The sequence below is a fragment of the Winslowiella arboricola genome (assembly GCF_025527015.1).
In the GTDB taxonomy this organism is placed as follows: Bacteria; Pseudomonadota; Gammaproteobacteria; order Enterobacterales; family Enterobacteriaceae; genus Erwinia; species Erwinia arboricola.
Genome location: NZ_JAODIM010000039.1, coordinates 280,598 through 304,179, shown reverse-complemented (window position 1 = coordinate 304,179; position 23,582 = coordinate 280,598). Strand labels below are relative to the sequence as shown.

General features: G+C 53.9%; 23 protein-coding genes. 15 read left to right on the top strand and 8 right to left on the bottom strand.

The window, feature by feature from the left end; genetic code table 11:
- Positions 1–2 precede the first annotated feature (2 nt).
- Entirely contained in the window at positions 3–1,835 is a 1,833-nt protein-coding gene (locus N5923_RS09370) for an ABC transporter ATP-binding protein (RefSeq protein ID WP_267143188.1), read from the top strand.
- A gap of 94 nt (positions 1,836–1,929) precedes the next feature.
- On the opposite strand, the gene N5923_RS09365 is transcribed toward N5923_RS09370, so the two are convergent.
- Positions 1,930–3,054, bottom strand: coding sequence for a GNAT family N-acetyltransferase (locus N5923_RS09365; RefSeq protein WP_267143106.1), 1,125 nt, complete (start codon positions 3,052–3,054; stop codon positions 1,930–1,932).
- 254 nt (positions 3,055–3,308) lie between these two features.
- Here N5923_RS09365 and N5923_RS09360 point away from each other — a divergent pair, with 254 nt between their 5' ends.
- Complete coding sequence (locus N5923_RS09360; RefSeq protein ID WP_267143105.1) at positions 3,309–4,481, top strand: HD-GYP domain-containing protein; 1,173 nt, start codon at positions 3,309–3,311, stop codon at positions 4,479–4,481.
- On the opposite strand, the gene N5923_RS09355 is transcribed toward N5923_RS09360, so the two are convergent.
- The 4 genes from N5923_RS09355 to N5923_RS09340 form a co-directional block, all read right to left on the bottom strand.
- Positions 4,459–5,253 carry a hypothetical protein gene (locus tag N5923_RS09355; RefSeq protein ID WP_267143104.1) on the bottom strand — a complete coding sequence of 265 codons (795 nt, stop codon included), beginning with the start codon at positions 5,251–5,253 and terminating at the stop codon, positions 4,459–4,461. The two genes, N5923_RS09360 and N5923_RS09355, sit on opposite strands and share 23 nt — an antisense overlap.
- A gap of 1 nt (position 5,254) precedes the next feature.
- Complete coding sequence (locus tag N5923_RS09350; protein WP_267143103.1) at positions 5,255–5,452, bottom strand: hypothetical protein; 198 nt, start codon at positions 5,450–5,452, stop codon at positions 5,255–5,257.
- Positions 5,453–5,579: 127 nt separating this feature from the next.
- Positions 5,580–7,538 carry a TonB-dependent siderophore receptor gene (locus N5923_RS09345; RefSeq protein ID WP_267143187.1) on the bottom strand — a complete coding sequence of 653 codons (1,959 nt, stop codon included), beginning with the start codon at positions 7,536–7,538 and terminating at the stop codon, positions 5,580–5,582.
- Positions 7,539–7,675: 137 nt separating this feature from the next.
- Positions 7,676–8,773 (bottom strand): ABC transporter substrate-binding protein, encoded by a 1,098-nt coding sequence (locus N5923_RS09340; RefSeq protein WP_267143102.1) that lies wholly within the window; start codon positions 8,771–8,773, stop codon positions 7,676–7,678.
- A 212-nt stretch (positions 8,774–8,985) separates the two neighbouring features.
- Between N5923_RS09340 and N5923_RS09335 the strand changes: the two genes are divergently transcribed.
- Positions 8,986–9,816 carry an alpha/beta fold hydrolase gene (locus tag N5923_RS09335; protein WP_267143101.1) on the top strand — a complete coding sequence of 277 codons (831 nt, stop codon included), beginning with the start codon at positions 8,986–8,988 and terminating at the stop codon, positions 9,814–9,816.
- Positions 9,817–9,850: 34 nt separating this feature from the next.
- Here N5923_RS09335 and N5923_RS09330 read toward each other — a convergent pair whose 3' ends face one another.
- On the bottom strand, positions 9,851–11,209 hold the full coding sequence (locus N5923_RS09330) for a cation:proton antiporter (protein ID WP_267143100.1): 1,359 nt from the start codon (positions 11,207–11,209) through the stop codon (positions 9,851–9,853).
- Positions 11,210–11,408: 199 nt separating this feature from the next.
- Here N5923_RS09330 and N5923_RS09325 point away from each other — a divergent pair, with 199 nt between their 5' ends.
- From N5923_RS09325 to N5923_RS09295, 7 genes are all read left to right on the top strand, one after another.
- Positions 11,409–11,846, top strand: a complete 438-nt coding sequence (locus tag N5923_RS09325) for a thiol-disulfide oxidoreductase DCC family protein (RefSeq protein WP_267143099.1) — start codon at positions 11,409–11,411, stop codon at positions 11,844–11,846.
- Positions 11,847–11,982: 136 nt separating this feature from the next.
- Positions 11,983–12,489: a TIGR00645 family protein gene (locus tag N5923_RS09320; RefSeq protein ID WP_267143098.1), complete on the top strand. Its 507-nt coding sequence runs from the start codon at positions 11,983–11,985 to the stop codon at positions 12,487–12,489.
- 257 nt (positions 12,490–12,746) lie between these two features.
- A complete protein-coding gene (locus N5923_RS09315) occupies positions 12,747–13,658 on the top strand; it encodes an SDR family oxidoreductase (protein WP_267143097.1) in 912 nt (303 codons plus the stop codon).
- Between the two features lie 45 nt (positions 13,659–13,703).
- Complete coding sequence (locus N5923_RS09310) at positions 13,704–14,027, top strand: hypothetical protein (protein WP_267143096.1); 324 nt, start codon at positions 13,704–13,706, stop codon at positions 14,025–14,027.
- Positions 14,028–14,320: 293 nt separating this feature from the next.
- Positions 14,321–15,079: a MerR family transcriptional regulator gene (locus N5923_RS09305; protein ID WP_267143095.1), complete on the top strand. Its 759-nt coding sequence runs from the start codon at positions 14,321–14,323 to the stop codon at positions 15,077–15,079.
- Positions 15,080–15,634: 555 nt separating this feature from the next.
- A complete protein-coding gene (locus tag N5923_RS09300) occupies positions 15,635–16,183 on the top strand; it encodes a TetR/AcrR family transcriptional regulator (RefSeq protein WP_267143094.1) in 549 nt (182 codons plus the stop codon).
- 59 nt (positions 16,184–16,242) lie between these two features.
- Complete coding sequence (locus N5923_RS09295; RefSeq protein ID WP_323372727.1) at positions 16,243–16,629, top strand: helix-turn-helix domain-containing protein; 387 nt, start codon at positions 16,243–16,245, stop codon at positions 16,627–16,629.
- Here the strand turns inward: N5923_RS09295 and N5923_RS09290 are convergent.
- Both N5923_RS09290 and N5923_RS09285 read right to left on the bottom strand, forming a co-directional pair.
- Positions 16,567–16,863, bottom strand: a complete 297-nt coding sequence (locus N5923_RS09290) for an AzlD family protein (RefSeq protein WP_267143093.1) — start codon at positions 16,861–16,863, stop codon at positions 16,567–16,569. The two genes, N5923_RS09295 and N5923_RS09290, sit on opposite strands and share 63 nt — an antisense overlap.
- Positions 16,856–17,602 (bottom strand): AzlC family ABC transporter permease, encoded by a 747-nt coding sequence (locus N5923_RS09285; protein ID WP_267143092.1) that lies wholly within the window; start codon positions 17,600–17,602, stop codon positions 16,856–16,858. Before N5923_RS09285 ends, N5923_RS09290 begins: the two co-directional genes overlap by 8 nt.
- Before the next feature lie 125 nt (positions 17,603–17,727).
- On the opposite strand from N5923_RS09285, the gene N5923_RS09280 reads away from it, so the two are divergent.
- From N5923_RS09280 to N5923_RS09260, 5 genes are all read left to right on the top strand, one after another.
- The gene (locus tag N5923_RS09280) at positions 17,728–18,189 is read left to right on the top strand and encodes an Lrp/AsnC family transcriptional regulator (RefSeq protein ID WP_267143091.1); all 462 of its coding nucleotides are present in this window, start codon (positions 17,728–17,730) and stop codon (positions 18,187–18,189) included.
- A gap of 352 nt (positions 18,190–18,541) precedes the next feature.
- Positions 18,542–19,462 carry an alpha/beta hydrolase gene (locus N5923_RS09275; protein WP_267143090.1) on the top strand — a complete coding sequence of 307 codons (921 nt, stop codon included), beginning with the start codon at positions 18,542–18,544 and terminating at the stop codon, positions 19,460–19,462.
- A 409-nt stretch (positions 19,463–19,871) separates the two neighbouring features.
- A complete protein-coding gene (locus N5923_RS09270) occupies positions 19,872–20,393 on the top strand; it encodes a sugar dehydrogenase complex small subunit (protein ID WP_267143089.1) in 522 nt (173 codons plus the stop codon).
- A gap of 27 nt (positions 20,394–20,420) precedes the next feature.
- Positions 20,421–22,010, top strand: a complete 1,590-nt coding sequence (locus N5923_RS09265) for a GMC family oxidoreductase (protein ID WP_267143088.1) — start codon at positions 20,421–20,423, stop codon at positions 22,008–22,010.
- A gap of 2 nt (positions 22,011–22,012) precedes the next feature.
- Positions 22,013–23,395, top strand: a complete 1,383-nt coding sequence (locus tag N5923_RS09260) for a c-type cytochrome (protein WP_267143087.1) — start codon at positions 22,013–22,015, stop codon at positions 23,393–23,395.
- Positions 23,396–23,582 lie beyond the last annotated feature (187 nt).

Here is a 23,582-nt window from a genome sequence, read left to right as displayed (position 1 = left end):
ATATGCTGTTCCGCCGCTTCGAAAGATTGATCAATATCTTCCAGGATGCCCCGAGCGAGGCCCCGCCAGACCAGGTCTGGCCGTTCTATTTTTACTACCTGCGTCAGGTATGGCGCAGCTTTGCCGCACTGCTGGCGGTAGGGCTGGTTGGCTCGCTGATTGAGGTGGCGCTGTTCAGTTATCTGAGCCGGATTATCGATCTGGCCAACAGCTCGTCACCTGCCACGCTGTTTAGCGATCACTGGCCAACCCTGCTGTGGATGGCGTTTGTCGCGCTGATCCTGCGCCCGGTGTTTATTGGCCTGCACGATCTGCTGGTTAATCAGAGCATTAACCCCGGAATGACCAGTATGATCCGCTGGCAAAATCATAACTATGTGCTGCGGCAGAGCCTGAATTTTTTCCAGAATGACTTTGCCGGACGCATCGCGCAACGCATCATGCAAACCGGTAACGCGCTGCGTGATTCTGCGGTGCAGACGGTGGATGCGCTGTGGCATGTGCTGATCTATGCCGTCACTTCGCTTGTGCTGTTTGCACAAGCCGACTGGCGCTTAATGGTGCCATTAATTATCTGGATTGTTGGCTATGTCACTGCCATGCGCTACTTCGTGCCGCGCATCAAAGCGCGCTCGGTAGAGTCATCCGATGCGCGCTCAAAATTGATGGGCTGTATCGTCGATGGTTATACCAATATCACCACATTGAAGCTGTTTGCTCACACCGATCTTGAGCAGCGCTATGCGCGTGAAGCCATGCAGGAACAGACCGAGAAAATGCAGCTGGCTACGCGGATGGCCACCAGTATGGATGTGACTATTTCCACGCTAAATGGCCTGCTGATTGTGGCGACCAGCGGTATGGCGTTGTGGCTGTGGACGCAATCGCTGATTAGCGTCGGCGCGATTGCGCTGGCGACCGGACTGGTGATCCGCATTGTAAATATGTCCGGCTGGATTATGTGGGTAGTGAACGGCATTTTTGAAAATATCGGTATGGTGCAGGATGGCCTGAAAACTATCTCGCAGCCGATTAGCGTGGCAGATGAGCCAGAAGCTGAGGCGCTGCAGGTGCACAGTGGCGCGATTCATTTTGATCGGGTGAACTTTGACTATGGCGGTAGTCGCCAGGTGATTAATGGGCTGGATCTGCAAATTAAGCCGGGCGAAAAGATTGGCCTGATTGGTCCTTCCGGCGCCGGTAAATCAACGCTGGTCAATCTGCTGATGCGACTGTATGACATTAATGGTGGTCGCATTCTGATTGACGGTCAGGATATCGCGCAGGTCAGCCAGCACAGTCTGCGCGCGCAGATTGGTATGATTACTCAGGATACCTCACTGCTGCACCGCTCGATTCGCGATAACTTATTGTATGGCAAACCAGAAGCCAGTGAGGAAGCGTTGCTGGCGGCGATCCATCGTGCGCGCGCTGACGAATTTATTCCGCTGCTTTCCGATCCTCAGGGGCGTACCGGGCTGGATGCGCACGTTGGTGAACGCGGCGTGAAGCTTTCCGGCGGTCAGCGCCAGCGTATTGCGATTGCGCGCGTATTACTGAAAGATGCGCCGATCCTGGTGATGGACGAGGCGACCTCGGCGCTGGATTCGGAAGTCGAAGCGGCGATTCAGGAGAGTCTGGAAACGCTGATGCAGGGCAAAACGGTTATCGCCATTGCTCACCGCCTGTCGACGATTGCGAAAATGGATCGGCTGGTGGTGCTGGAGAAGGGCGCGATTGTCGAAATGGGCAGTCACCGCGAACTGCTGGCGAAAAACGGCCTGTATGCGCGTTTATGGCAGCATCAAACCGGTGGCTTTGTCGGTATCGACTGATTTGTAAAATTTCGGGCGGCGAAAACGCCGCCCCTACAAAAAAATTCATAGACTTATGTAGGGGCGGCGTTCTCGCCACCCGCATCAATATCGACTAATCCCCTTTACGGTACGGCAGGGCATCGCGGGCGTCATCTATCCAGCCGCTGACCCCTGCGCGTTCCTGTTGCAGAAAATCGCCGACCGCCGCGCGCAGACCCGGGTGGCACAGATAGTGCCATGAGTGGGTGAGCTGCGGCTCGAAACCGCGAATCAGTTTATGCTCCCCTTGCGCACCGGCATCAAACTCACTTAGGCCGTTGGCGATGGCATAATCCATGCCCTGATAAAAGCAGGTTTCGAAGTGCAGGCGATCAAATTCGGCGATGGCGCCCCAATAGCGTCCATAGAAGGTGCTGCCGCTGACCAGGCTAAAGGCCATCGCCACCGGGTGTCCGCGTAGCAGAGCCAGCACGACGCGAATATTTTCCGGCATCCGCTCCGCCAGCAGGCTGAAGAACTCGCGCGTCAGATAGGGGCGTTGTCCGCGTACCGCATAGGTGTTGGCGTAGCAGCTATAGACAAAATCCCACTGGCTTTCCGTCACCTGCGCGCCTTGCAGCCAGCTAAATTCAATCCCGGATGCGGCAACCTGTTCGCGCTCTTTGCGCAGCTGCTTACGTTTACGCGACATCAGGCTATCGAGAAAGTCCTGAAAATCGCGATAGCCGCGATTATGCCAGTGATACTGGCAGCCGTGGCGCTCCAGCCAGTCAGGTTGTACGGCCAGCAGACTGTTTGCCTGCGTATCGGTAAAGTTGATATGCGCGCCTGACAGCTCCTGCTGCTGCAGACATTCCGGCAACTGTTCCAGCAGCTTCGCGCTGGCTTCGGCATCACCCAACAGACGTGCGCCGGTCACCGGGCTGAACGGAATCGCGCCCAGCCATTTTGGGTAATAAGCAATACCCGCACGCTGGCAGGCATCGGCCCAGGCGTGATCGAAAACGTATTCTCCACGCGAGTGACTTTTACGGTAGCCGGGGATCGCTGCGCGCAGTTTTCCCTGCTGCTGCCAAAGCAGATGTTCCGGCTGCCAGCCGCTGTGCGCGCCCAGGCTACCACTCTGCTCCAGCGTAACGAGGAAAGCGTGGCGCAGAAACGGATTGTCATCCGGCAGTAACGCGTCCCACTGATCGGCGGGTAGTGCTGACAACGATGACAGGCGAGTTAAAGACATCAACAGACTCCGCTGGCGTTAAAAGTCGAGTGTAAAGCAAGTTTGCGCGCGTTGTTTGCGATTATCTGCGCAAGCGTAGCGGATAACCCCGCAGGAATCGGGCAAAAGTATGCGATTTAACAGCCACTTCCCACGCTTCAGGCGGCAGTCTCCAGGGCTTTACACTAATTTTACTGATTTCCTGCTGAAGAAACTTTATGCGGCCGCCGATAGTATCCCCATATGATTCACCCGGATGCTAAAGGAGCAAGAGAGTGATCAAGCTTATCCCTACGCAAGAACTGCAGCTGGGGATGTATATCCATAAGCTGGGCGTATTTTGGATAAAGCATCCTCTGATTTCGAACCGCATGCTGCTGACCGACTCGCGCCAGATAACGGCGATAGCCGAATGCGGTATCGGCCAGGTATGGGTCGATATGGCCAAAAGCGTGGTGCCAAAACAGGCTGCAGCCGTTACAGACCCGGCGGCAGCGCCAGCAGTGCCGCCACCCGGTTCGTTTCTGAGTGAAGTGGCGCATGCGCAGCGTATCTGCCAGCAGGGAACCTCACAGATTAAAGCGATGTTTGGCGAAGCGCGGCTGGGCAAAACCGTTGATGTGCAGAGCACGCTATCGCTGGTTGAGGAGATCACCGGTTCCGTTGATCGCCACCCTTCGGCGCTGATCAATGTCGCCCGCCTGAAGGATCATGATGACTACACCTATCTGCACTCCGTCGCGGTATGCGCGCTGATGATTGGACTGGGCCGTCGGTTGCAGCTGGATGACCATGGCGTACGTCTGGCCGGACTGGGCGGGCTGCTGCATGATTTAGGTAAAGCCCATGTGGCGCTGGAAATATTAAATAAGCCCGGCAAACTGACCGACGAAGAGTTTAGCGCGATGAAACGGCATCCGCTGATGGGCGCCGAGATGCTGTTTAAAGCCGGTGCGTCAGATGAGGTGATCGATATCGCGTTGCATCATCATGAAAAAGTGGATGGTTCTGGCTACCCTTATGGCCTGAAAGGCAATCAGATCAGTGATTTTGCGCGGATGGCGGCAGTATGCGATGTCTACGATGCGGTTACCTCTAACCGCCCGTATCGTGATGGCTGGAATCCGGCGGATGCGATGCATCGCATGGCCAACTGGGGCGGCCATTTTGATAAGGCGATGTTCTACGCCTTTGTGAAGTCGGTAGGGATCTATCCGGTAGGCTCGCTGGTACGTCTCTCTTCCGGCCGGGTGGCGATGGTGGTTGAGGCGGGGAATAAATCGCTGTTGCACCCTAAAGTCCATGTGTTCTGGTCATTGCAAACCGGGCAGCCGCTGCCGGTTGAACCCCTCGATCTGGCTGACGGGTTCAGCTGCGACAGCATTATTTCACCGGAAGATATGGCGCACTGGAAGCATATCAACTTCAACCAGGTGTGGATGGTGTAGCCACGGCTGGCGCTGCTTTGTCGGACAGGCGTAAAGCTCTGGCGCTGGCGCCATCGAACAGTGACAAACTCTCAATTTGATCGAGCAAAATCACTTTACGAAACGCTAATGCCGATTTCGGCTGCGAATTCAGCGTAATACCATGTTCCGCATACCAGGCACTGTAATTATGTTCGACACAGAACTCGAATGACTTGCTGTCACGGTAACCACTGAGCATCGGAATGAGCACCACATTATTCACTGTAGTGCTGTCAATCGAGGCGGTATGAATCATACCGATATAGATGCGCCGTGACTTCAGGGTAATCCATGCCAGCTCTCCCTCTTCCATACACTGATAAAGTATTCCTTCGACGCCGTTAGCGCGGGTCAGACGTTTATACAATCTCTGACGGCCGCTACTGCTGAGACGTGCGCTGCCCGCCCAGTTAGAGCGATAGAGGCAGAATAGTATGGCAAACGACAGCATCACCACCACCGGCGCCTGAATACCCAGGAAACTCCAGTTCATAAACTCCATCTGGTAATCATGGTGCTGCATACCCACTAACTGCGGCAGCGTATTTAAACTGGCAGAGATTGCTAACAGGATCAGCCAGACCAGGCCAGTCGCGAAGACCCCTTGTAACACAAAGATGCAGCCATATAACGCCACGAGGAAGTAGACATCCCAGCCGAAACTGCGTTTGATTTTAAAGCGGGTTGAGAGGTCACGGCTGGTATACCAGTAGCCGCAAACCATCAGTACCATAAAAATCGCGGTTCCCATGCTAAGTCCTCTTCAGTGCATTAACGTGATTATCAAAATCAACTTGCGCCTCATCACTGAGGACATTGACCGCCGCATTGCCATCTTCATCAATGATAATACGTTCGCCATCGGCGATGGACTCTTCAATATCACTACGGCTAAGAACCTGCAGCAGGGTTTCCGGGCTGGAAAACAGGGATGTGAACAAACGGAACATGCAACCTTCCTCCTTAATTTGCTTTAAGTGTAGGCGCTGCAAGACGTAACGGCAGGGGGGAAAATTCTGCATTTTCAGGCGGGATTGCCCGGTCAGAGCGTTATCTGACCGGGCGCAGAGCAGAGGGTCAGAAGTCGACGCTGGCTTTAAGCACCACTTCACGCGGATCGCCAATCGCGACGCGCAGATTACCGCCGCTGGAGGGGTAGTAGGTTTTATCAAACAGGTTTTTCACGTTGACCTGCCACTTCACCTGATAACTGTTGATCGGCGTGGTCCAGCCGACAAAAGCATCAGCCACGGTGTAGTCACTGAGGGTGAAACTGTTGGCAGCATCGCCCGGGCGGCTGCCAACATACCGTGCGCCGATGCCGGCGCGCAGATCGTCAGTCGCCAGCAAGCCGGTATGGCCGAAATCCTGCGTCAGGAACAGCGCCGCAGTATGACGCGCCACATTAGTCAGCTGATTGCCATTGTTATCCGGATCGGCGGTGACGCGCGCATTGGTGTACGCGTAGCTACCCACCAGGCTTAGTGAATCGGTGAGCTTACCGGCGGCATCCAGTTCAATCCCCTGTGAACGCACTTTACCGGCGGTGCGCGTGACGCTTTCACCATCAACCAGTTCACTGACCATCACATTCCGCTTGTTGATATCAAACAGCGCCAGCGTGCCGGTAATGCCCTGCGGCAGATCGATTTTTGCCCCCACTTCATACGCTTTGCCGGTTTCTGGTGGTAATGCATCGATCTGGGTGGCAATTGAGGTGTTTGGCTTAAACGACTCGGTGTAACTGGCATACAGGCTGGACCAGCTATTGATGTTGTAAACCACCCCGGCACGAGGCACCAGACGGCTGTCAGAGCTTTGCGTATTGGTGACAAACGGGCGCCCTTTACCGGACATCACATCAAAGCTGTCGTAGCGCAAACCGGCAATAAACAGCCAGTGCTCATTCAGGCGCATGGCGTCCTGCATAAACAGACCGCGACTGTCGATATTTTCCCGCTGATCGCTATCTTTGGCGCTGACGGCGGTGGAAGACGGCATCTGGTCGTAAACCGGATCATAGATATTAAAACTGCTGTCGACCGTTTTAGTGCCGCGGATCATATCGCCACGGAAGGTGCGATCGGCTTCGTAGTCAAAACCGGTCAGCAGCTGATGGTTAACACTGCCCCAGTTAAGATCGCCATTAAAGGTCAGCTGAACCATCTGCGAGCGGCTTTGCGCGTCGGCGGTGGAATCGGCCTGACGTGTCAACAGGCCGGTATTCGCATCATATTTGGTGGCGCGCGCCTGGTTATCGCTATAGCGATTGCGGTTAAACGCATAGGTCAGGTGTGAGGTCCAGTCGTCGCTAAGCTCCTGATCAACCTGCAAGCTCAGCGTATCCTGATCGCCGCGGGTGGCGTTATAGCGCTCATCAAAACGGCGTTCGCGTGGCGTATTAACTGGCTTGCCGGTATTCGGATCGATAATGGTGCCGCGATCAAAAGGAGTCAGATACTCCATATGTTCCCATGCGATACGTACGGTGGTGGTTTCGCCGTACCACATCAGCGAGGGAGCCACCACCGTCTGACGCGTCCGGCCAAAGTTGCGCCAGTAGTCGGTTTCATCGTGATCGACAATCAGCCGTCCGGCGAAGCCGGAAGTGCCGAGCGGGCCGGTAACATCTAACTGACCGCCGCCGCCGCCGAAGCTGCTGGTGCGCCCTTCCAGATGCACATGCGGTGTCAGCTGCGGTTTTTTACTGATGATATTCACCAGTCCACCTGGCTCATTCATGCCATACAGCATCGACGAAGGGCCTTTCAGCACTTCAACGCGTTCGCTGGTTGGCGTGAAGTTGCGCGCCTGAATTGAGCGAATGCCGTCGCGCAGAATGGAACCGTCACGGTTATCGCCAAAACCTCGTTTGATTACCGCATCCTGCGTGCCGCCAAGGGTATTGGATTGGGTGATGCCACTGACGTAATACAGCGCCTGGTCAAAATTGCCGACATCCTGATCTTCCAGCAACTGGTGTGGTACCACGGTGATATTTTGCGGTGTGTCGATAATCTTACCCGGCGCGCGCATCGCGGTGGTGCTGGTATGTGGCTGATAACCCTGTTCACTTTGATTGCTGGCGTCCTGACTAACGACCAGCGTTGACTCTTCAGCCTGGCTGCTTAGAGGTAATAACAAACTGCCAAGCAGGCAGCCGGTGATTCTTTTCATTGTGGTAACTGACTCCAGAAAGTCCCTGAGAAATCCAGCGGTAAAAACTGCTGGTAAAGTTGCTGCATGGTCTGCTGCGGATCGATATCGGCAAACAGTTGTGGATAGAGGGCTTTGGCAAAAAATTCGGTGGCGACAACATGGTAAGGATTGAGGTAGAAGTTATGCCACAGATCCCAGCCGCGTCCCTGTTTTACCGCCGACAGCTGGCTGATAATCGGTTGCGCCTGCATTACCTGACGGAAACTCTGTTGTGCCTGCTGCGCGCTGACCTGCGGGCCAAGCTGCAGGGTTTTCGCTCTGGCAGAGGGGCCAGCCATACCGGTGGCGATATACACCTGCGGATTGGCCGCCAGCACCGCTTCCTGATTTAATTCGCCGAACACCCCTTTGACCACCGGCGCGGCAATATTGTCGCCACCGGCAAACGCCAGCAGCTGACCAAGATTGCCATTCACCGCGGTAGTGCAGCAGGTATCGCGACGACCTAAATGCAGATGCAGCATCACCCGGGTTTTCGGCCCCTGATAAGCGGCAATACGCTGGCGGATACGGTCCATATGTTGCTGATAGAAGGCGATAAAATCACGCGCGCGCTGCTGCTGATTAAGCACCTCGCCTAAGATCTTAATGCTGGGAACGGTGTTATTAAGCAGGTCAACGCGCAGATCGACAGTGATCACCGGAATGTCCGCCTGCTGCATCAGTTGTCTGAAATCGGCCTCTTCACGACCGGTTTTCGCCAGCCGCGGCAGGATCACCAGGTCCGGTGCCAGTTTCAGCACGCTTTCGGCATTCAGCTCGCGCACACTGCCGGAACCCAGCTGGGTAATCTGCTTGATTTGCGGGAATTTTTGCTGATACAGCGACCAGGTTTGCGCATCATATTTAGCCATATCCGCCGGCCAGCCGATGATTTTTGCCGCCGGATAACCCGGTTCCAGCAACGCGAGGGTATACAGCATGCGGCTTTCGCCCAGCACGATACGCTGTGGGTTATCAGGAATCTCAACCTGTCGGCCATCGATGTCGGTGATTTGTCTGGCGAGAACGCCGTTGCTGAAAATCAGCAACAGTAAAAGGAAGGCACGCATGATGATTATCATTAAAAGAAAAGCAAATGATAATAAAAATCACTCTCGGTCTCAATGATTATGCCGCTTCGCTGTTTAACCGGCGGGCAAGCCGGGTTGAATTAAGACTTTCCGCAGCCGTTTTTTCGTCAGTAACGCGCGATTGTTGTCTACGCTGATTCTGGTATGCCAATGTTTCTTCCTCGCGACCTTTTTGATGTTAAGGAGATGCTATGCACGCTGCTCAGAAACTTATCCTCGATGATGGCACCGAACTCTATTACAAAGACTGGGGCACAGGGCAGCCGGTGGTATTCAGCCACGGCTGGCCGCTGACGGCCGATGCTTTTGAAGATCAGATGTTTTTCCTCGCCTCGCAGGGCTATCGCGCGATCGCCCTTGATCGTCGCGGGCACGGACGATCTTCCCAGCCATGGGAAGGACATAACCTCGATCAATATGCTGACGATCTGGCCGCCCTGACTTCGGCGCTTGATTTGCAGGATGCGGTGCATGTGGGTCACTCTACCGGCGGTGGCGAAGTGGCGCGCTATATTGGCCGGCACGGCACCACGCGGGTAGCGAAAGCGGTATTAATTAGCGCCATCACGCCAATTATGGTCAAAACCGACTTCAATCCTGATGGCGTCCCGCTGGAGGTGTTTGACGGTATTCGCGCCGGGGTCAAAAATGACCGTGCGGCGTTTTTTAAGGAGCTAACCCTGGCATTTTATGGCTATAACCGCCCTGATGCCGTGGTATCGGAAGAGGTGCGCAACAGCTTCTGGCTGCAGGGGATGCAGGGTTCGATTAAGGCGCTTTATGACTGTATTAAAGCCTTTTCAGAAACCGACCTGCGTGAAGATGTCGCCAGAATGACCATTCCGACGCTGGTGATCCATGGCGATGACGACCAGATTGTCCCGTTTGCCACCTGTGGCCAGGCCACTGCCGCCCTGCTGCCGGATGGACAGTTAAAAGTCTATGCCGGCGGATCGCACGGTATCTGCACAACCCACAAAGATCAGATCAATGCCGATCTGCTGGCGTTTATTGAGTCCTGATGATCAATGGCGACCACCGGCCGGTGGTCGCAAACTATTGCTGCCGTTGCTGTCGCTCCGCTTGCGCCTGCTTGCGGCTCTGACGCCGGTTTTCCAGCGGCGTAACCGTAATGCCATGCACCACAATACTCGCTACTACCAGCGTAAAAGCCATATCCATCATGCGGCTCGCTTCGCTGCCCGACAGCCCATGCATCGCGGCGAAAGCAATATAGTTAATACTGCCAATACCGCGGATCCCCAGCCAGCCGATTAATATGCGTCTTACCCGTGGCATGCCAGTGCCAATGGTTGTCAGCCAGACCGCCGCCGGGCGAATCAACAGAAACAGGATCGCGGCCAGCAGTAAACCGCTGGCATTCCAGTGCAGCGCCAGCGTGGCACCCAGCATCAGTACCATCGCGGCCGCCAGTAAACGCTCAATGGTATCGCCGAAGGAGAGGGCGTCACCGACTACCAGACCGACCGATTTGGTCAGACCGGGACCCGAATAGAGATGGCGCTGATGAATATTGACCAGGCTTTCGGCTGGCGGCAACTGATCGTCCTCTGGCTGGTTTTCCGGCGGGTTACGGGTGACCACGCGCAGTTCAGCGCGCCGCAAACCGACACCGGCGGCAAAGGTCGCGAGAAATCCGGAGGCATCTGCCGCCTGGGCTGCGGCATAACTTAAGGCAATTAACGCCAGTGCGAGAAAGTCGTTAGGGGCAATATCCTGATTAGCGCTGCGCAAATGGGTCGCCAGCACGCCGATAAGCCGGCCAAGCGTAAAACCAATCGCAATACCGCCGATTAACGCCCAGAGCACATCCACCGCTGCCCAGTGTGCGAACATTTCCAGCGAAACCGGCTGTTCGCTGACAATCAGCATTACCGCCAGCATTAACAGCGGCAGTGCCGAACCGTCATTCATCCCCGCTTCACTGGAAAGCGCCACGCGCAGCGAGTCATCGTCGCGGGCATCGTTAACGGAAATCAGGCTGGCAAGTACCGGATCGGTAGGGGCGACAATCGCACCAAAAGCCAGCGACAGGGGCCAGGACAGCTGCGCGAGAAAGTGCGCGGCAACGGCGACACCGGCGACCGTCAGCAACATCGCCGGAAAAGCCAGCCGCAGGCCAATGCGCCAGTCGGGCGCTTTTAACGGCAAGCGCAGTTTCAGCCCGGTAATAAACAGCGAGGCCGCCATGGCAATTTCGGTAATATGCGCGGCCACGGTGGCATGTTTGACGATATCAATTCGCAGCAGATCCAGTACCCAGGGGCCGCAAATAATCCCTGCTACCAGGTAGAGACCAAAAGAGGTCACCGGGCCACGATGAATCCAGCCAGAGGCTAATGACATTAACAGTAGCAGACCGCCAGCAGCAGCAGTCCAGCCAATAAAATCCATAAACAGGGTTTCCTTAATTCACAGGCTTTCCAGGGGCGGCGTTCACGCCGCCCGTAAACGGCCACTTTCAACTGTATTTCTCTTAACTGACCTGCATCAACCTCTAAGCCTGGCATATTGCCGGGCAATTTGTCGCAACAGTGGAGGAAATCCGCAGGATGCATTAGGCTCAGTTTTCCCCCCGGCGAAGGAGTTGAAGATGTTGCCACGTCAGACCAACAGCCGCCTGCCAGCCGATCGCGTGGTGCTCTATGACGGACTCTGCAAATTGTGCAACGGCTGGGCAAATTTTTTGATTCGCCATGATCGCCAGCACCGGGTACGGCTTGCCACGGTGCAGTCACCGGCGGGGCAGGCGCTGCTGCACTGGGCGGGATTGCCGCAGGACAATGTGAAGACCATTGTACTGATTGAAGGAGCGCAGACTTATCTGCGCGCAACTGCGATTTTCCGCGTGATGGCGTATCTGCCATGGCCGTGGCGCGCCCTTGCGCTACTACGCTGGCTGCCCGTTAAGCTGAGCAACTACTGCTACGATCGCATCGCGATCAATCGTTATCGCCTGTTTGGTCGCTACGACAGTCTGCAACGACCACAAGCCGATCACCCGCAACGCTTCCTGGATAATGGCTGCTGAACGGGCAGAAATTGTCAGTTCTGCTGCTACACGGGTAAAGGGAGGTAAATTTCCGCCGCCAACGAGCTGTTTGTCTTGAAAAAGGTCAGAAAGCATCAGTTATACTGTCGGCTGTTTAACTTTGAAGTGGATGCTAATGGAACGTTTCGCAGAAAATCTTATGTACGCCTCACGCTGGCTGCTGGCACCGGTCTATATCGGTTTATCCCTGGGTTTGCTGGCGCTGGCGATCAAGTTTTTTCAGGAAGTCTTCCACCTGTTACCGCATGTGCTGAGCATTGGCGAAAATGATCTGGTGCTGGTGCTGCTGTCACTGATCGATATGACGCTGGTGGGCGGCTTGCTGGTGATGGTGATGCTGTCAGGCTATGAAAACTTCGTCTCAAAGCTGGATATCGATGAGAGTAAAGAGAAGTTAAGCTGGCTGGGGAAAATGGATTCCAGCTCTCTGAAGAATAAAGTTGCTGCGTCGATTGTGGCGATCTCTTCGATTCATTTACTGCGGGTGTTTATGGATGCCAGAAACATCGCGGACAACAAACTGATGTGGTACGTGATTATCCATCTGACCTTTGTACTTTCGGCATTTGTGATGGGTTATCTGGAAAATATGTCGAAAAAAGACGCCGGTAGTAAGCTGTAAAATCGACAAAAAAATAACCGGGTTATGCGGCAAATTGCGCATAACCCTTTTTTTTGGCCTGACGAAACAGCCTGCCGGTTCAGGCCGTTGTAATAATCAGAAATAGAGATTTAAACACTGCAGTCATCCTCTATACCGTTAAAAAATAGCGATTTTTAACGGTATCCCCCCGATTAATTCCACCCATTCTCCCTGTGATAGCGATCACATCTGCTACGCTTATTAGCACTGAAGCAAAAATCACCAAGGAGAACAGCATGAGCGATCAACAGCAAAAATCCTCTGGTTTAGCGAATCCGTTACTGGAAAAAGAGTATCCCACGCCTCCATTTGTTGAACAGCCGCAACCCGTGCCGGGACTCGCCAGTAAGATGATCCCGGTGCCGGATCACGGTGAAAAAAGCTATCGCGGCTCTGGACGTCTGGCGGGCAGAAAAGCGCTGATTACTGGTGGCGATTCTGGTATTGGCCGTGCGGTGGCGATTGCCTATGCCCGTGAAGGTGCTGATGTCGCGATTAACTATCTGCCGGAAGAAGAGTCCGATGCGGCGGAAGTAATTGCGCTGATTCGTGCCGAAGGGCGTAAAGCGATTGCCATCCCCGGCGATATCACCTCGGAAAGTTTCTGCAAACAGCTGGTGCATCAGGCTGCCGAACAGCTGGGCGGGATTGATATACTGGTAAATAACGCCGGACGCCAGCAGTTCGCCGAATCGATTCGCGATCTGACCACTGAATCTTTTGACGCTACCTTCAAAACCAATGTTTATGCGTTGTTCTGGATCACTAAAGCGGCGCTGGATCATCTGCCGCGTGGGGCATCGATTATTAACACTTCCTCAGTGCAGGCATTTAAACCGAGCGATATTTTGCTCGACTATGCCCAGACGAAAGCCAGCATTGTGGCATTTACCAAATCGCTGGCCAAACAGCTGGGTGGTGAAGGTATCCGCGTCAATGCAGTGGCACCAGGACCGTACTGGACACCGCTACAGTCGAGCGGCGGACAGCCACAGGAAAAAGTGAAAGAGTTTGGCGCCACCGCGCCGCTGGGACGTCCCGGTCAGCCGGCTGAAATAGCGCCGCTGTATGTGACGCTGGCTTCGGCTGAAAGCAGCTACACCTCGGGTCAGGTATGGTGCTCTGATGGCGGTACCGGCACCTTGTAATATAAGGCAGTATCAGACCTTATCCACGTTGAGGGAGGAACTGATTTGCATAGTGAAACTGAATTACGCAGTATTCAGCGCGCAATTGGTGAAGCGACCATTCTGCTGACTGATGAGCGGCAAATACTGAGCAAAAACGCCATTATGGCGAAACTCCAGTTGCTGGGTGAAACCGAGTCTGACGACCGGCGAGTGTTACTTTACTGGAACGCCCGTAAACGACTTGGTTATATCAGAGCTTCGGTCACCGGGGCCACCCTGCCTTCTCATCAGGCGCGCTGGAATAATGCGGATAACGATGATGACGGCCAACGCTGGCAAACTCACCGGCGGCGTGATGATAAGGATCCCCATCATCGCGGCGATTAACCGTCGTATACCCCACACGCTGGCTGCAACAGCCAGCGTGTTAACTGCCTCGCGCGTCTTCCTTTGCACGCAATCAGCAATAATGCGTGCGCAATAACCCCATCCGTATTATTTTTGCAGGCAAATAGCATGTTTTATTTTTTATTTGCGTCTCGCAAAATTGTCGCCACATCTTGTTCCGCTTTCCCAGCGAAGGTTCGAAAACCGTGAAAGTCTGGTTGCCGGTTGAATGCGCATCTTCAGGCTTTTAAACCTCTAGCGAGTGGCGGATTGCCGCATGTTCAGGACTGCTCATGCCTCACTTCACGATTGATGTGCTTGCCGACCAGTGTGGCGTAACGCCCGCTAATATCCGCAGCTGGCAGCGATATGGATTATTAAAGCCGCACCGCGATGAAAAAGGACACCGATTTTTTGATCACAGCCATATTGCGCGTATCGCCGCGATTGTCGGCTGGCTGCACCAGGGCGTGGCGTTAAGCGATATGCTGGCGTTATTCAACGGTGAACGGATTAGTCAACATGCGGGCTGGAGCAGCTGCCAGCAGCAACTGCTGGCGCATTGTGAATCTTTCAAACCGCAAAAGTTACGCGCGCTAATCTGGCGTTTTGGCCGTGAAATACCCCCGGCTATCCTGGTTGATGAGGTGCTCCGCCCGCTGCGGCGCTGGTTTGATGCTGGTGAGCAGCCCGCGCCCGATATGTCGCGGGTATTACTGGATACCGCGCTGATTGAATACGCGACTTTTCTGCTGAACAGCGTGCGTAAGCGACCCGCGGCAACGCTGCTGATAATGGCATTTGACCTGCGGGATCCCCTGGAGCTGTGGCTGGAGGCGATACGTTACGCTGGCGATGGTTTTCGCGTCGAAGTATTGAGCGGCGCGGTCGCTGACCCGGAGCTAAGCCGGGTAGAGGCGGAGCATATTATGATCTGGAGTGAACGCATGCTGACCGTTACGCAGCGGCAACGCTATGACGACTGGCTGGCCAGCGGATTTTATGTATTTCTCGCTGGCCCGGGAGCAAAGTGTTTCACCGTGCCAGGTTAAGGTCGCCGCCCGCTTCTCAATAGTCATCCGCACTAAAAATAAATCTGAAATTGCGCCCCGATACTGGCGTATCGGCATTTTGCGACTAAATTTAAGCAACATTCATGTAGTGGCCTGCACGCATGCCCTGCATGAAAGTCATTCCTTCTTTATGATTTTGCCTGTATTTCGGTCCGCTTCCCTGTCCGGAGCGGATTTTTTTATCCCTGGCAGTGGCGGCTCACTTTTAATGCTGTGCAGGCGTTCGTCTGCCGTGCAATCAATACCAGTAATGATTTAACAGGACGGATTTATGCCTTTGCTACGTTATACAAAATGGATTTTGCGTGGCCTGGTAATTGTGGTTACGCAAAATCTTCCCGAACTCAATTATCCACCGTCGAGTTTTATTATGTATGCCTGAGTTGATGCGCTGCGGCCTGGGTTAAACAGAGGCCGCAGCCTTCACGTCCCCGCCTGTTTGCCACAATGTGCTCTGACAGTAATTCTTATTTTACATACCAACCGGTAGGTATGTAGTATAACGCATGTTTTTTCCGCAATAATGACCTGGAAATGAGTGATAAACCACAAGTTCGTAAAAGACAGCCTGAACTGGTGCGTCAGCAACTGCTGCAAAGCGCAGCGCGTCTGGCGACGGAACAGGGTGTCAGCGCCGTCACCGTAAGTGCGGTGGCGCAGGCTGCAGGGGTCACTAAAGGGGGGTTCTTCCATCATTTCCCCAGTAAACAGGCGCTTATCGAAGGGCTGTTTGATGACATGTTGCAGCAGCTGGATACCGATATCGACCAGTTTATCGCTGAAGATCCACTGCCGTACGGCAGTTTTACCCGCGCGTATGTCAAAGTGGCGTTTCTCGATAATCAGCAGGAACGAGGCTGGGCAGCGCTGAGTTTTACGATGCTGGCTGATATCGATCTGACAGTGAAATGGGACGACTGGCTGGCAAAGCGGCTGGAAAAACATCAGCAAACTGACAGTGATGCGCGGCTGGAAGTGATCAGACTCGCCGCTGACGGTGTGTGGCTGGCTTCGTTAGTCCATCGGGCTAAAAAGTTTTGTCATGCCGAATCAAAGCTACTTTCCATGACTTTGGGCGATTAATTGCCTGGGTTTCACAGATACTTTAAAAACCGGAGTGCACAATGTTCAGGGATAATATCGTGTCTGACTTGATTGTCTGGATTAATGAGAATATCGATAACCGACTGAAAATTGATGATTTTGTCGAAAAATCTGGCTATTCAAAATGGCATGTGCAGCGTATGTTCCGCGAGACCACCGGCCAGCCATTAGCGGCTTATTGCCGGCAGAAAAGGTTGCAGGCGGCAGCCACTATGCTGCGCACCCAGTCCGGCCCGATCCTCGCGGTGGCGTTATCCCATGGCTTTCCGTCCCATGAAACCTTTCATAAGGCATTTAAACGGCAGTATGGGATTACGCCGGGTCAGTACCGGGAAAATCACCCTCTGGCGTATTACAGCGACTTAGAGCAGATGACGCAACAGGGCGGCGGAGGTAATGCCAGTCACCACAGTGGGAAGCAATGAGAAGCGGCTGGCAGCCAGCAGCGTAATGACAATCGCCAGCAGATCGGCCGGTTTGTCGGTGGCAAAATAGGGCGCAATAACCGAGATCAATACACAACCCGGCGCCGCTTCCATCACTGCACGGGCGCGCGGCCCCAGCTCACGATTGCGCAGACCGATATAGCCAATTACCCGCGTCAGCCAGGTCACACTGGCCATCAGCAGTATAGTTAAGACAGTGATGCCGCTAATCATGATTTCTCCCCGCTAACAGTATGGCGGTAATCACGCCTGACAGCGCCCCGACCGGCACATACCACGCGCCAGGAAACAGATGCCAGGTACCCGCAGCCATCACCAGGCTCACCATCCACGGGCGGGCAGCATGGAATCCGCGCCACATACCGCGCAACAGCACAAGGAAAATCGCCGGAAACGCCATATCAAAGCCCCACTGGCTGATATCGCCAATCAGCGGGCCAAGCAGCACGCCTGACGTGGTAAACAGCACCCAGACGAGATATAACGAGGCGCAGACACCAGCGTAATAGGGCATGCTAAAAGATGAATTCAGCCCTTCCTGACGTCGTTTAGCCGCATCGGCCATTCCCATCGCCCAGCTCTCATCGGTCATAAAAAACAGTGCAGCAAAAGCTTTGTGCGGTGGCAGATGGCGCAGATGCGGCTCAATAGCAGCGCCCATCAAAATATGGCGGCTGTTAATCAGGAAGGTGACCATCATAATCACCAGAATCTGCGGCGGATGCGTCCAGAGTTCAATCGCCGCCAGCTCTGAGCCGCCGGCAAAATTCAGGCCGGTCATTAGCGGTAACTCAAGGGCGCTAAACCCTTTTTTTGCCGCCTGAGCGCCCAGTACCAGCGCCAGCGGCACCACGCCCAGCAGCATCGGCAAACTGGCACGCACACCACGCCAAATCTCTGATTTCATAGTTAAATTACTGGTCTCGCGCCAGGCCGATCCTGTTAAACTCATATCACCTCCTGATGAAGGTGCATTATATGTGTTTTTACGTGAAATTGGGTTGCTAATATGCCAGTTATGGGTTAACAATTGGCATCTTAATGCCATAATCAGGCAATAATTGGAATTTATCGCCCATGACGTTAGATGCCACCGATCGTAAAATTCTTAATGCCTTGCAGCGCGATGGCCGTATGCAGAATATTGATCTGGCGCGCGAGGTAGGTCTCTCTCCCTCCCCCTGTTTACGCCGGGTAAAACAGCTGGAACAGAGCGGCGTCATTAAAGGCTATGTCGCACTGATTGATGGTGCCAAAGTGCAGCGTAATGTCACGGTATTCACCCGTGTCTGGTTATCAAAACAGGATGCAGAGACCGTCGATCATTTTGCTGCGGAAATTATGAAATTACCGCAAGTGGTTGAATGTCACCTGATGGCGGGGGATTGTGATTATCTGTTGCGGGTGATCACCGCCAGTCTTGATGATTACCGTCAGCTGCAAATCAACCATCTGACGCGCATTCGCGGCGTATCCAGTCTTAAAACCGATATCCCAATGCAGTGTTATAAGCAGACCACTGAGCTGCCATTGCTGTAAACAGAAAGCCTGTTGCGCTATGGTCTGACGCACAATTAAATGTGACTTAAATTATTCACGTATAATTAACATAACTATTTCCGCTTTGGTCTATAGAAATTGCCAAAAATATGGTGATATAGGGCGGACGTTAATCCTCTCATTCTTTCTCCGTAACACACCGCAATGGCGCTGCCATTGACAGAAGTGTGCCCGGTACAGAGACGCTTTCCCGTAACAATAACGTCAGATATCTGCCGGAATTAATTCTGGCATTTTCTTTGCACCTTACAATAACTTTGCTCCTGTCTCAGTAATGGCCAGGGCTTTTGCTCGTTGGTGTAATCGCTACAGAGAATGATGGAAATGCAACATGATTAGTCGTCGTCGGTTTTTGTTGGCTACCGGCGCCACTTTGCTGTCTATGAGCACCGGAAAAATTTTTGCCAGAGAAGATCTTATTCCGCTATGGCCTGACGATCCCCCGGGTGGTGGCGGACCCTCCGGGGATATGCGCATTACCCAGAATGGCTCGTGGTTTAATATTGTCAGCCCGACCATTCAGCGCTTTAAACCGGAAAATCCCAACGGTGCAGCGGTACTGATCGCGGCCGGCGGCGGTTATCGCTGGATTGGCATGGCGCGTGAAGCCTGGCCGGTGGCGCGCTGGCTGAATCAGCGCGGTTTTACCGCCTATGTGCTCAGCTATCGCCTGCCCGGCGAAGGCTGGCATGACGGTAAAATGGTGGCATTACAGGATGCGCAGCGCGCGATTCGCATGGTGCGGGCGATGGAAAAACAGGTTCATTTACTGGGCTTTTCAGCCGGTGGCCATCTGTTTGGCATGGCTGCGGCGCGGCCCGACTTCGCCTCGTATGCGCCGCAGGATGAGCTGGATAATATCGTGCCGGCTGTCGACAGCGTTGGGCTGATCTATCCGGTGATCACGCTGGAAGCGCCGTATAATCAGACCGTCACGCATCTGGAGCTGGTCGGGCATCAGGCCAGTGCGGCAGCTGAAGCCAGCTGGTCAGTGCAGAACTATGTGACCAAATCCTTTCCGCCGCTGTTTATGGCGCATGCCGAGGACGACCGCACGGCAAATCCACATAATGCGATGATAATGAAAGAGACCTGTCGCCGCGCCGGCGTGCCGGTCGAACTGGTGACCATCACCCAGGGCGGCCACGGTTTTGGCCTTGGGCGGGCGGGGACGCCAGCGGCGCTGTGGGATGAAGTCTATGCCATCTGGCTGGAGCACCAGCGGCGGCGCAATCCCTGGATGTCGGCGTAGCTGCCCCGTCAGCGGGCAGCTTGCACCCGGATAACGCAACAATCGGGCATCGCGAGTCTGCTCTGCTATGCCCGCTGTCACTTTTATCCCTCCGATCGTTTAACACTTTTCACTGCCCACGCTAATCTGTTCAGCCCCGAAATTACGATATGATCCCCTGCCATTTCGCGAGCTGCCTTTCTGTCCGGCCCGTTACTCATCATGATGAATGCCGCACGGCTGAGCGTGGGAAAATATGCTAAAACCCGGCGGTTAGTTGCGGGTATCAATTAAATTATCTTTACAATTAATTGCTTAGCGGAAAATACCCTTACTCTTTGCAACATTTTAAAAGTTAAATAATCTTTACAGAACTTTATAAACAATGTGAGATAAATCACCTTTTATTGTTTCAGTTCCACAGGTTCATATGATAACTCGCAGACAGCTTCTTATTTCTGGCGCAGCAATGTGTGGATTCGCCGCACTGAAGCCAGCGCTGTCATGGGCATCACTTCCTGCAGCCAATTCTGACCTGAGTGTGTTTAGCAGCCTGTCAAAATTATTAACCCGCCGCACCGCGCTCAGCCAGGTCGTATCCGCACGCGCGCTACACTGCCTCACGGCAGAAGATACTGATTTTCTTGTGAAAATGCATACGCTGACCGATGCGCTGCACCGCGCCGGCATCACTGATGTTGATCAGTTAAATAACCATCCGATTATGCAAAACCGTCTGGCCAGTGAAGCGATTAAGAAAATCGTATCGGCCTGGTATCTCGGTTTTACCGGTACGCCAGTATCCATGCGCGCTGTCGATAACACTCGTTTTGTGACCTATACCGATGCGCTGATGTATGGCCCCACCATTGATGCCACCGTTATTCCAACGTATTCGCGCGGACACACCAATTACTGGACGCAGCCGCCAGCCACAATAAAAAACGATTAATTATTTTATTCTTATGTGAGCAACGCCATGAGCAAACAATATGATGCCGATGTGATTGTTATCGGTTCAGGTGCGCTGGGCAGTAATGCCGCCACCACTCTTGCCCGTAAGGGGAAATCGGTGATTATTCTGGAAGCGGGAGAGAAAATACCGCGCTGGAAAATTGTTGAAAACTTCCGCAACTCGTCAAAAAAGGCCAATTATAATTCGCCTTATCCGAACCAGCCCTGGGCGCATCACTCTTACGACGAGCAATATATTGAAAATACCGGTTCGTTTGAGTTCCGCCCTGGTATGTTAAAACTGGTGGGCGGCACCACCTGGCACTGGGCATCAGCCTGCTGGCGTTATCTGCCAAACGATATGAAATTGAAATCGCTGTATGGTGTTGGCCGTGACTGGCCAATGGAATACAGCGAGCTGGAACCCTGGTATGTCAAAGCGGAAGAGGCACTGGGCGTGTGCGGCAGCGATACCGATGACCAGAGTGGCCAGGGCGGCAGCGCTTTTCCGCCGCGTTCGCAGCCCTATCCGATGGAACCCGAAGGCGAAACCTATCTGTTTCAGCGTCTGAAAAGCCGTATCAGCCCGGCTGGCTACAACTTTATCCATGAACCGAATGCCCGCGCCACCCGACCATATGATGGTCGTCCGGCCTGCAGCGGCAACAATAACTGTATGCCGGTCTGTCCGATTGGATCGATGTATAGCGGTGATAAACATGCCCAGCACGCCGAGGATGCAGGCGCCCGGTTAATGACCGATGCCACCGCATGGAAACTGGAGAAAGGGGCTGACAATAAAATTGTCGCTGTCCATATTCGCAGTTCAAAAGGTGAAGATCAGCGCCTGACGGCGAAGTATTTTATTGTGGCGGCACATGGTCTGGAGACACCTAAGCTGTTGTTGATTTCAGATGTGGCCAACAGTTCCGATCAGGTAGGCCGCAATCTGATGGATCACACCGGTATGGGACTGCAGTTTATCGCTGATGAGCCAGTATGGCCGGGCCGCGGCGCCGTGCAGCAGGGCGGAATTTTTAACTATCGCGATGGCGGATTCCGCCAGCGGCATGCGGCGATCAAGCATGCGATTTCCAATAACGTTCCCAATATGACTATCGCTCAGCGTCTGATTGCTAACGGCGTGCTGGGCAGTGAACTCGATAAACAGCTTCGCCATCAGGCAGCACGCTGGGTGGATATCTCCACGGTATTTGAAATCCTGCCTCATGCCAGTAATACCGTGCGCCCCAGCACCACGCGCAAAGATGCGCTGGGCATCCCGATGCTGACCGTTAATTACGAAGTCGATGATTACGTGAAAGCGGCCAAACGGGTGGTTGATAATGATTACAAAAAGTTTGTCAGCCTGATGGGCGGCACGGTTATCGAAGATAATACCGGCTGGCAAAACCGCGACCATTTAATGGGAACGGTGATTATGGGTGATAAGGCGCAGGACTCAGTGGTTAATCACGAATGCCGCAGCTGGGATCACAGCAATCTGTTTCTGGCCACTACCGGTGTTATTCCTGCATCCGGCGTGATTAACCCAACCCTGACGGGTGTTGCGCTGAGTATTCGTGCGGCAGAAATTATTGATCGGGAGATTTAACCATGAAAATCTCGCGCAAAATTCTGCTTACTACACTGCTGCTGTTCAGCTGGGGCGCTGCCGCTGCCGAAAGCGCTGATCAACAGGCGCTAATCAAGCGTGGTGAATACCTGGCGGTAGCGGCAGACTGCGGTGCCTGTCATCGCCAGACCAGCGAAGATGGCGCGCCTTTCGCTGGCGGTTATGCCATCGATTCGCCAATGGGTCGTATTATTGCCAGCAATATTACCCCATCAAAGCAGTATGGCATCGGCAATTACAGTGAGCAGCAGTTTGCTGATGCGCTGCGTAAAGGCGTCGCTGCCGACGGCAGTAATCTCTACCCGGCAATGCCCTATACCGCTTATCAGGCGATCACCGATGAAGATGTGCATGCTCTGTATAACTACTTTATGCATGGCGTAAAACCGGTCGACAGCGCACCCTCCGCCCGTACCGAGTTAAGCTTCCCGTTTAATATTCGCCAGATTATGTGGGGCTGGAACCTGCTCTATCGCGACGATAAGCCGTTTGTCAGGCAGGCGGATTTAAGCGATCAACTTAATCGCGGTAAATATCTGGTCGATGTGCTGGCGCATTGCAGCACCTGCCATACGCCGCGCAACCTGATGATGGCGGAAGACAGCAGCCGCTATCTGTCCGGCAGCCCGTTAGGTGGCTGGTATGCGCCCAATATCACACCCGATAACAGCGGTATTGGCGACTGGAGCCAGAATGATATCGCCACCTATCTGCAGACCGGCCACCTGGCAGGCAAAGCACAGGCGGCAGGCCCGATGGGTGAGGCGGTGGAGCACAGTTTCCGCTATCTGGGTGATGACGATCTGAATGCCATCGCGGCATGGATGAAGCATATCCCCGCAATCAGCACACCACAGGCAAGTCAGTCGGCAGCGCCGCCAGCGGTGGATATTAACGAGGTGGTGAAGGGACAGGGCGACCAGCCATCGCTGGCTGACAGCCGCTCAACCAATGGCGCGGAACTGTATAATGGCGCTTGCGCCAGCTGTCACGGGCTGGAAGGTCAGGGGACGCGCGATAATTTCTACCCATCGCTGACGCACAATCGCGCGGTATCGGCTGCTACGGCGCAGAATCTGGTGATGACCATTGTCGAGGGTATCCATCGCAAAGGCAGTGACAGCGATGTTGGTATGCCGGCCTTCGGTCAGCAGTTAAATGATGCGCAAATCGCCGCCGTTACTCACTATGTCCGCTATCAATTTGCCGGTATTGATCAGAATATCAGCGCCGAACGGGTAAACACGCTGCGCAACGGCGGTGACGCGCCGTTTATCGTGCGCTATATCAATTATCTGATCGCCGCAGGTGTGATTGTTGCCTTCATCTTACTGTTGTTGATTGTGCGTATGCGCAGGAAATAACCGTCAGCTACCGCTGGTCGTCACGATCTTCCCCTGAGGATATCGTGACGACTATTCCACGCCATCTTAATAGTCGTTTTATATAAACTTCACTTCCCGCCAGTCGCTATCCTCCCTTCCTGCGCCAGCTGAAAATCGACATCTGTTGCACTAAAAAACCATTTATCGTGCCAAAGGATATTTAATC

What these genes read in the sequence shown, in the direction of transcription:
- N5923_RS09370 (WP_267143188.1), top strand. Translation starts at nt 3, where the DNA reads ATGCTGTTCCGCCGCTTCGAAAGATTGATCAATATCTTCCAGGATGCC.
- N5923_RS09365 (WP_267143106.1), bottom strand. Translation starts at nt 3,054, where the DNA reads ATGTCTTTAACTCGCCTGTCATCGTTGTCAGCACTACCCGCCGATCAG.
- N5923_RS09355 (WP_267143104.1), bottom strand. Translation starts at nt 5,253, where the DNA reads ATGGGAACCGCGATTTTTATGGTACTGATGGTTTGCGGCTACTGGTAT.
- N5923_RS09350 (WP_267143103.1), bottom strand. Translation starts at nt 5,452, where the DNA reads ATGTTCCGTTTGTTCACATCCCTGTTTTCCAGCCCGGAAACCCTGCTG.
- N5923_RS09345 (WP_267143187.1), bottom strand. Translation starts at nt 7,538, where the DNA reads ATGCGCGCGCCGGGTAAGATTATCGACACACCGCAAAATATCACCGTG.
- N5923_RS09340 (WP_267143102.1), bottom strand. Translation starts at nt 8,773, where the DNA reads ATGCGTGCCTTCCTTTTACTGTTGCTGATTTTCAGCAACGGCGTTCTC.
- N5923_RS09335 (WP_267143101.1), top strand. Translation starts at nt 8,986, where the DNA reads ATGCACGCTGCTCAGAAACTTATCCTCGATGATGGCACCGAACTCTAT.
- N5923_RS09330 (WP_267143100.1), bottom strand. Translation starts at nt 11,209, where the DNA reads ATGGATTTTATTGGCTGGACTGCTGCTGCTGGCGGTCTGCTACTGTTA.
- N5923_RS09325 (WP_267143099.1), top strand. Translation starts at nt 11,409, where the DNA reads ATGTTGCCACGTCAGACCAACAGCCGCCTGCCAGCCGATCGCGTGGTG.
- N5923_RS09320 (WP_267143098.1), top strand. Translation starts at nt 11,983, where the DNA reads ATGGAACGTTTCGCAGAAAATCTTATGTACGCCTCACGCTGGCTGCTG.
- N5923_RS09315 (WP_267143097.1), top strand. Translation starts at nt 12,747, where the DNA reads ATGAGCGATCAACAGCAAAAATCCTCTGGTTTAGCGAATCCGTTACTG.
- N5923_RS09305 (WP_267143095.1), top strand. Translation starts at nt 14,321, where the DNA reads ATGCCTCACTTCACGATTGATGTGCTTGCCGACCAGTGTGGCGTAACG.
- N5923_RS09300 (WP_267143094.1), top strand. Translation starts at nt 15,635, where the DNA reads ATGAGTGATAAACCACAAGTTCGTAAAAGACAGCCTGAACTGGTGCGT.
- N5923_RS09290 (WP_267143093.1), bottom strand. Translation starts at nt 16,863, where the DNA reads ATGATTAGCGGCATCACTGTCTTAACTATACTGCTGATGGCCAGTGTG.
- N5923_RS09285 (WP_267143092.1), bottom strand. Translation starts at nt 17,602, where the DNA reads ATGAGTTTAACAGGATCGGCCTGGCGCGAGACCAGTAATTTAACTATG.
- N5923_RS09280 (WP_267143091.1), top strand. Translation starts at nt 17,728, where the DNA reads ATGACGTTAGATGCCACCGATCGTAAAATTCTTAATGCCTTGCAGCGC.
- N5923_RS09275 (WP_267143090.1), top strand. Translation starts at nt 18,542, where the DNA reads ATGATTAGTCGTCGTCGGTTTTTGTTGGCTACCGGCGCCACTTTGCTG.
- N5923_RS09270 (WP_267143089.1), top strand. Translation starts at nt 19,872, where the DNA reads ATGATAACTCGCAGACAGCTTCTTATTTCTGGCGCAGCAATGTGTGGA.
- N5923_RS09265 (WP_267143088.1), top strand. Translation starts at nt 20,421, where the DNA reads ATGAGCAAACAATATGATGCCGATGTGATTGTTATCGGTTCAGGTGCG.
- N5923_RS09260 (WP_267143087.1), top strand. Translation starts at nt 22,013, where the DNA reads ATGAAAATCTCGCGCAAAATTCTGCTTACTACACTGCTGCTGTTCAGC.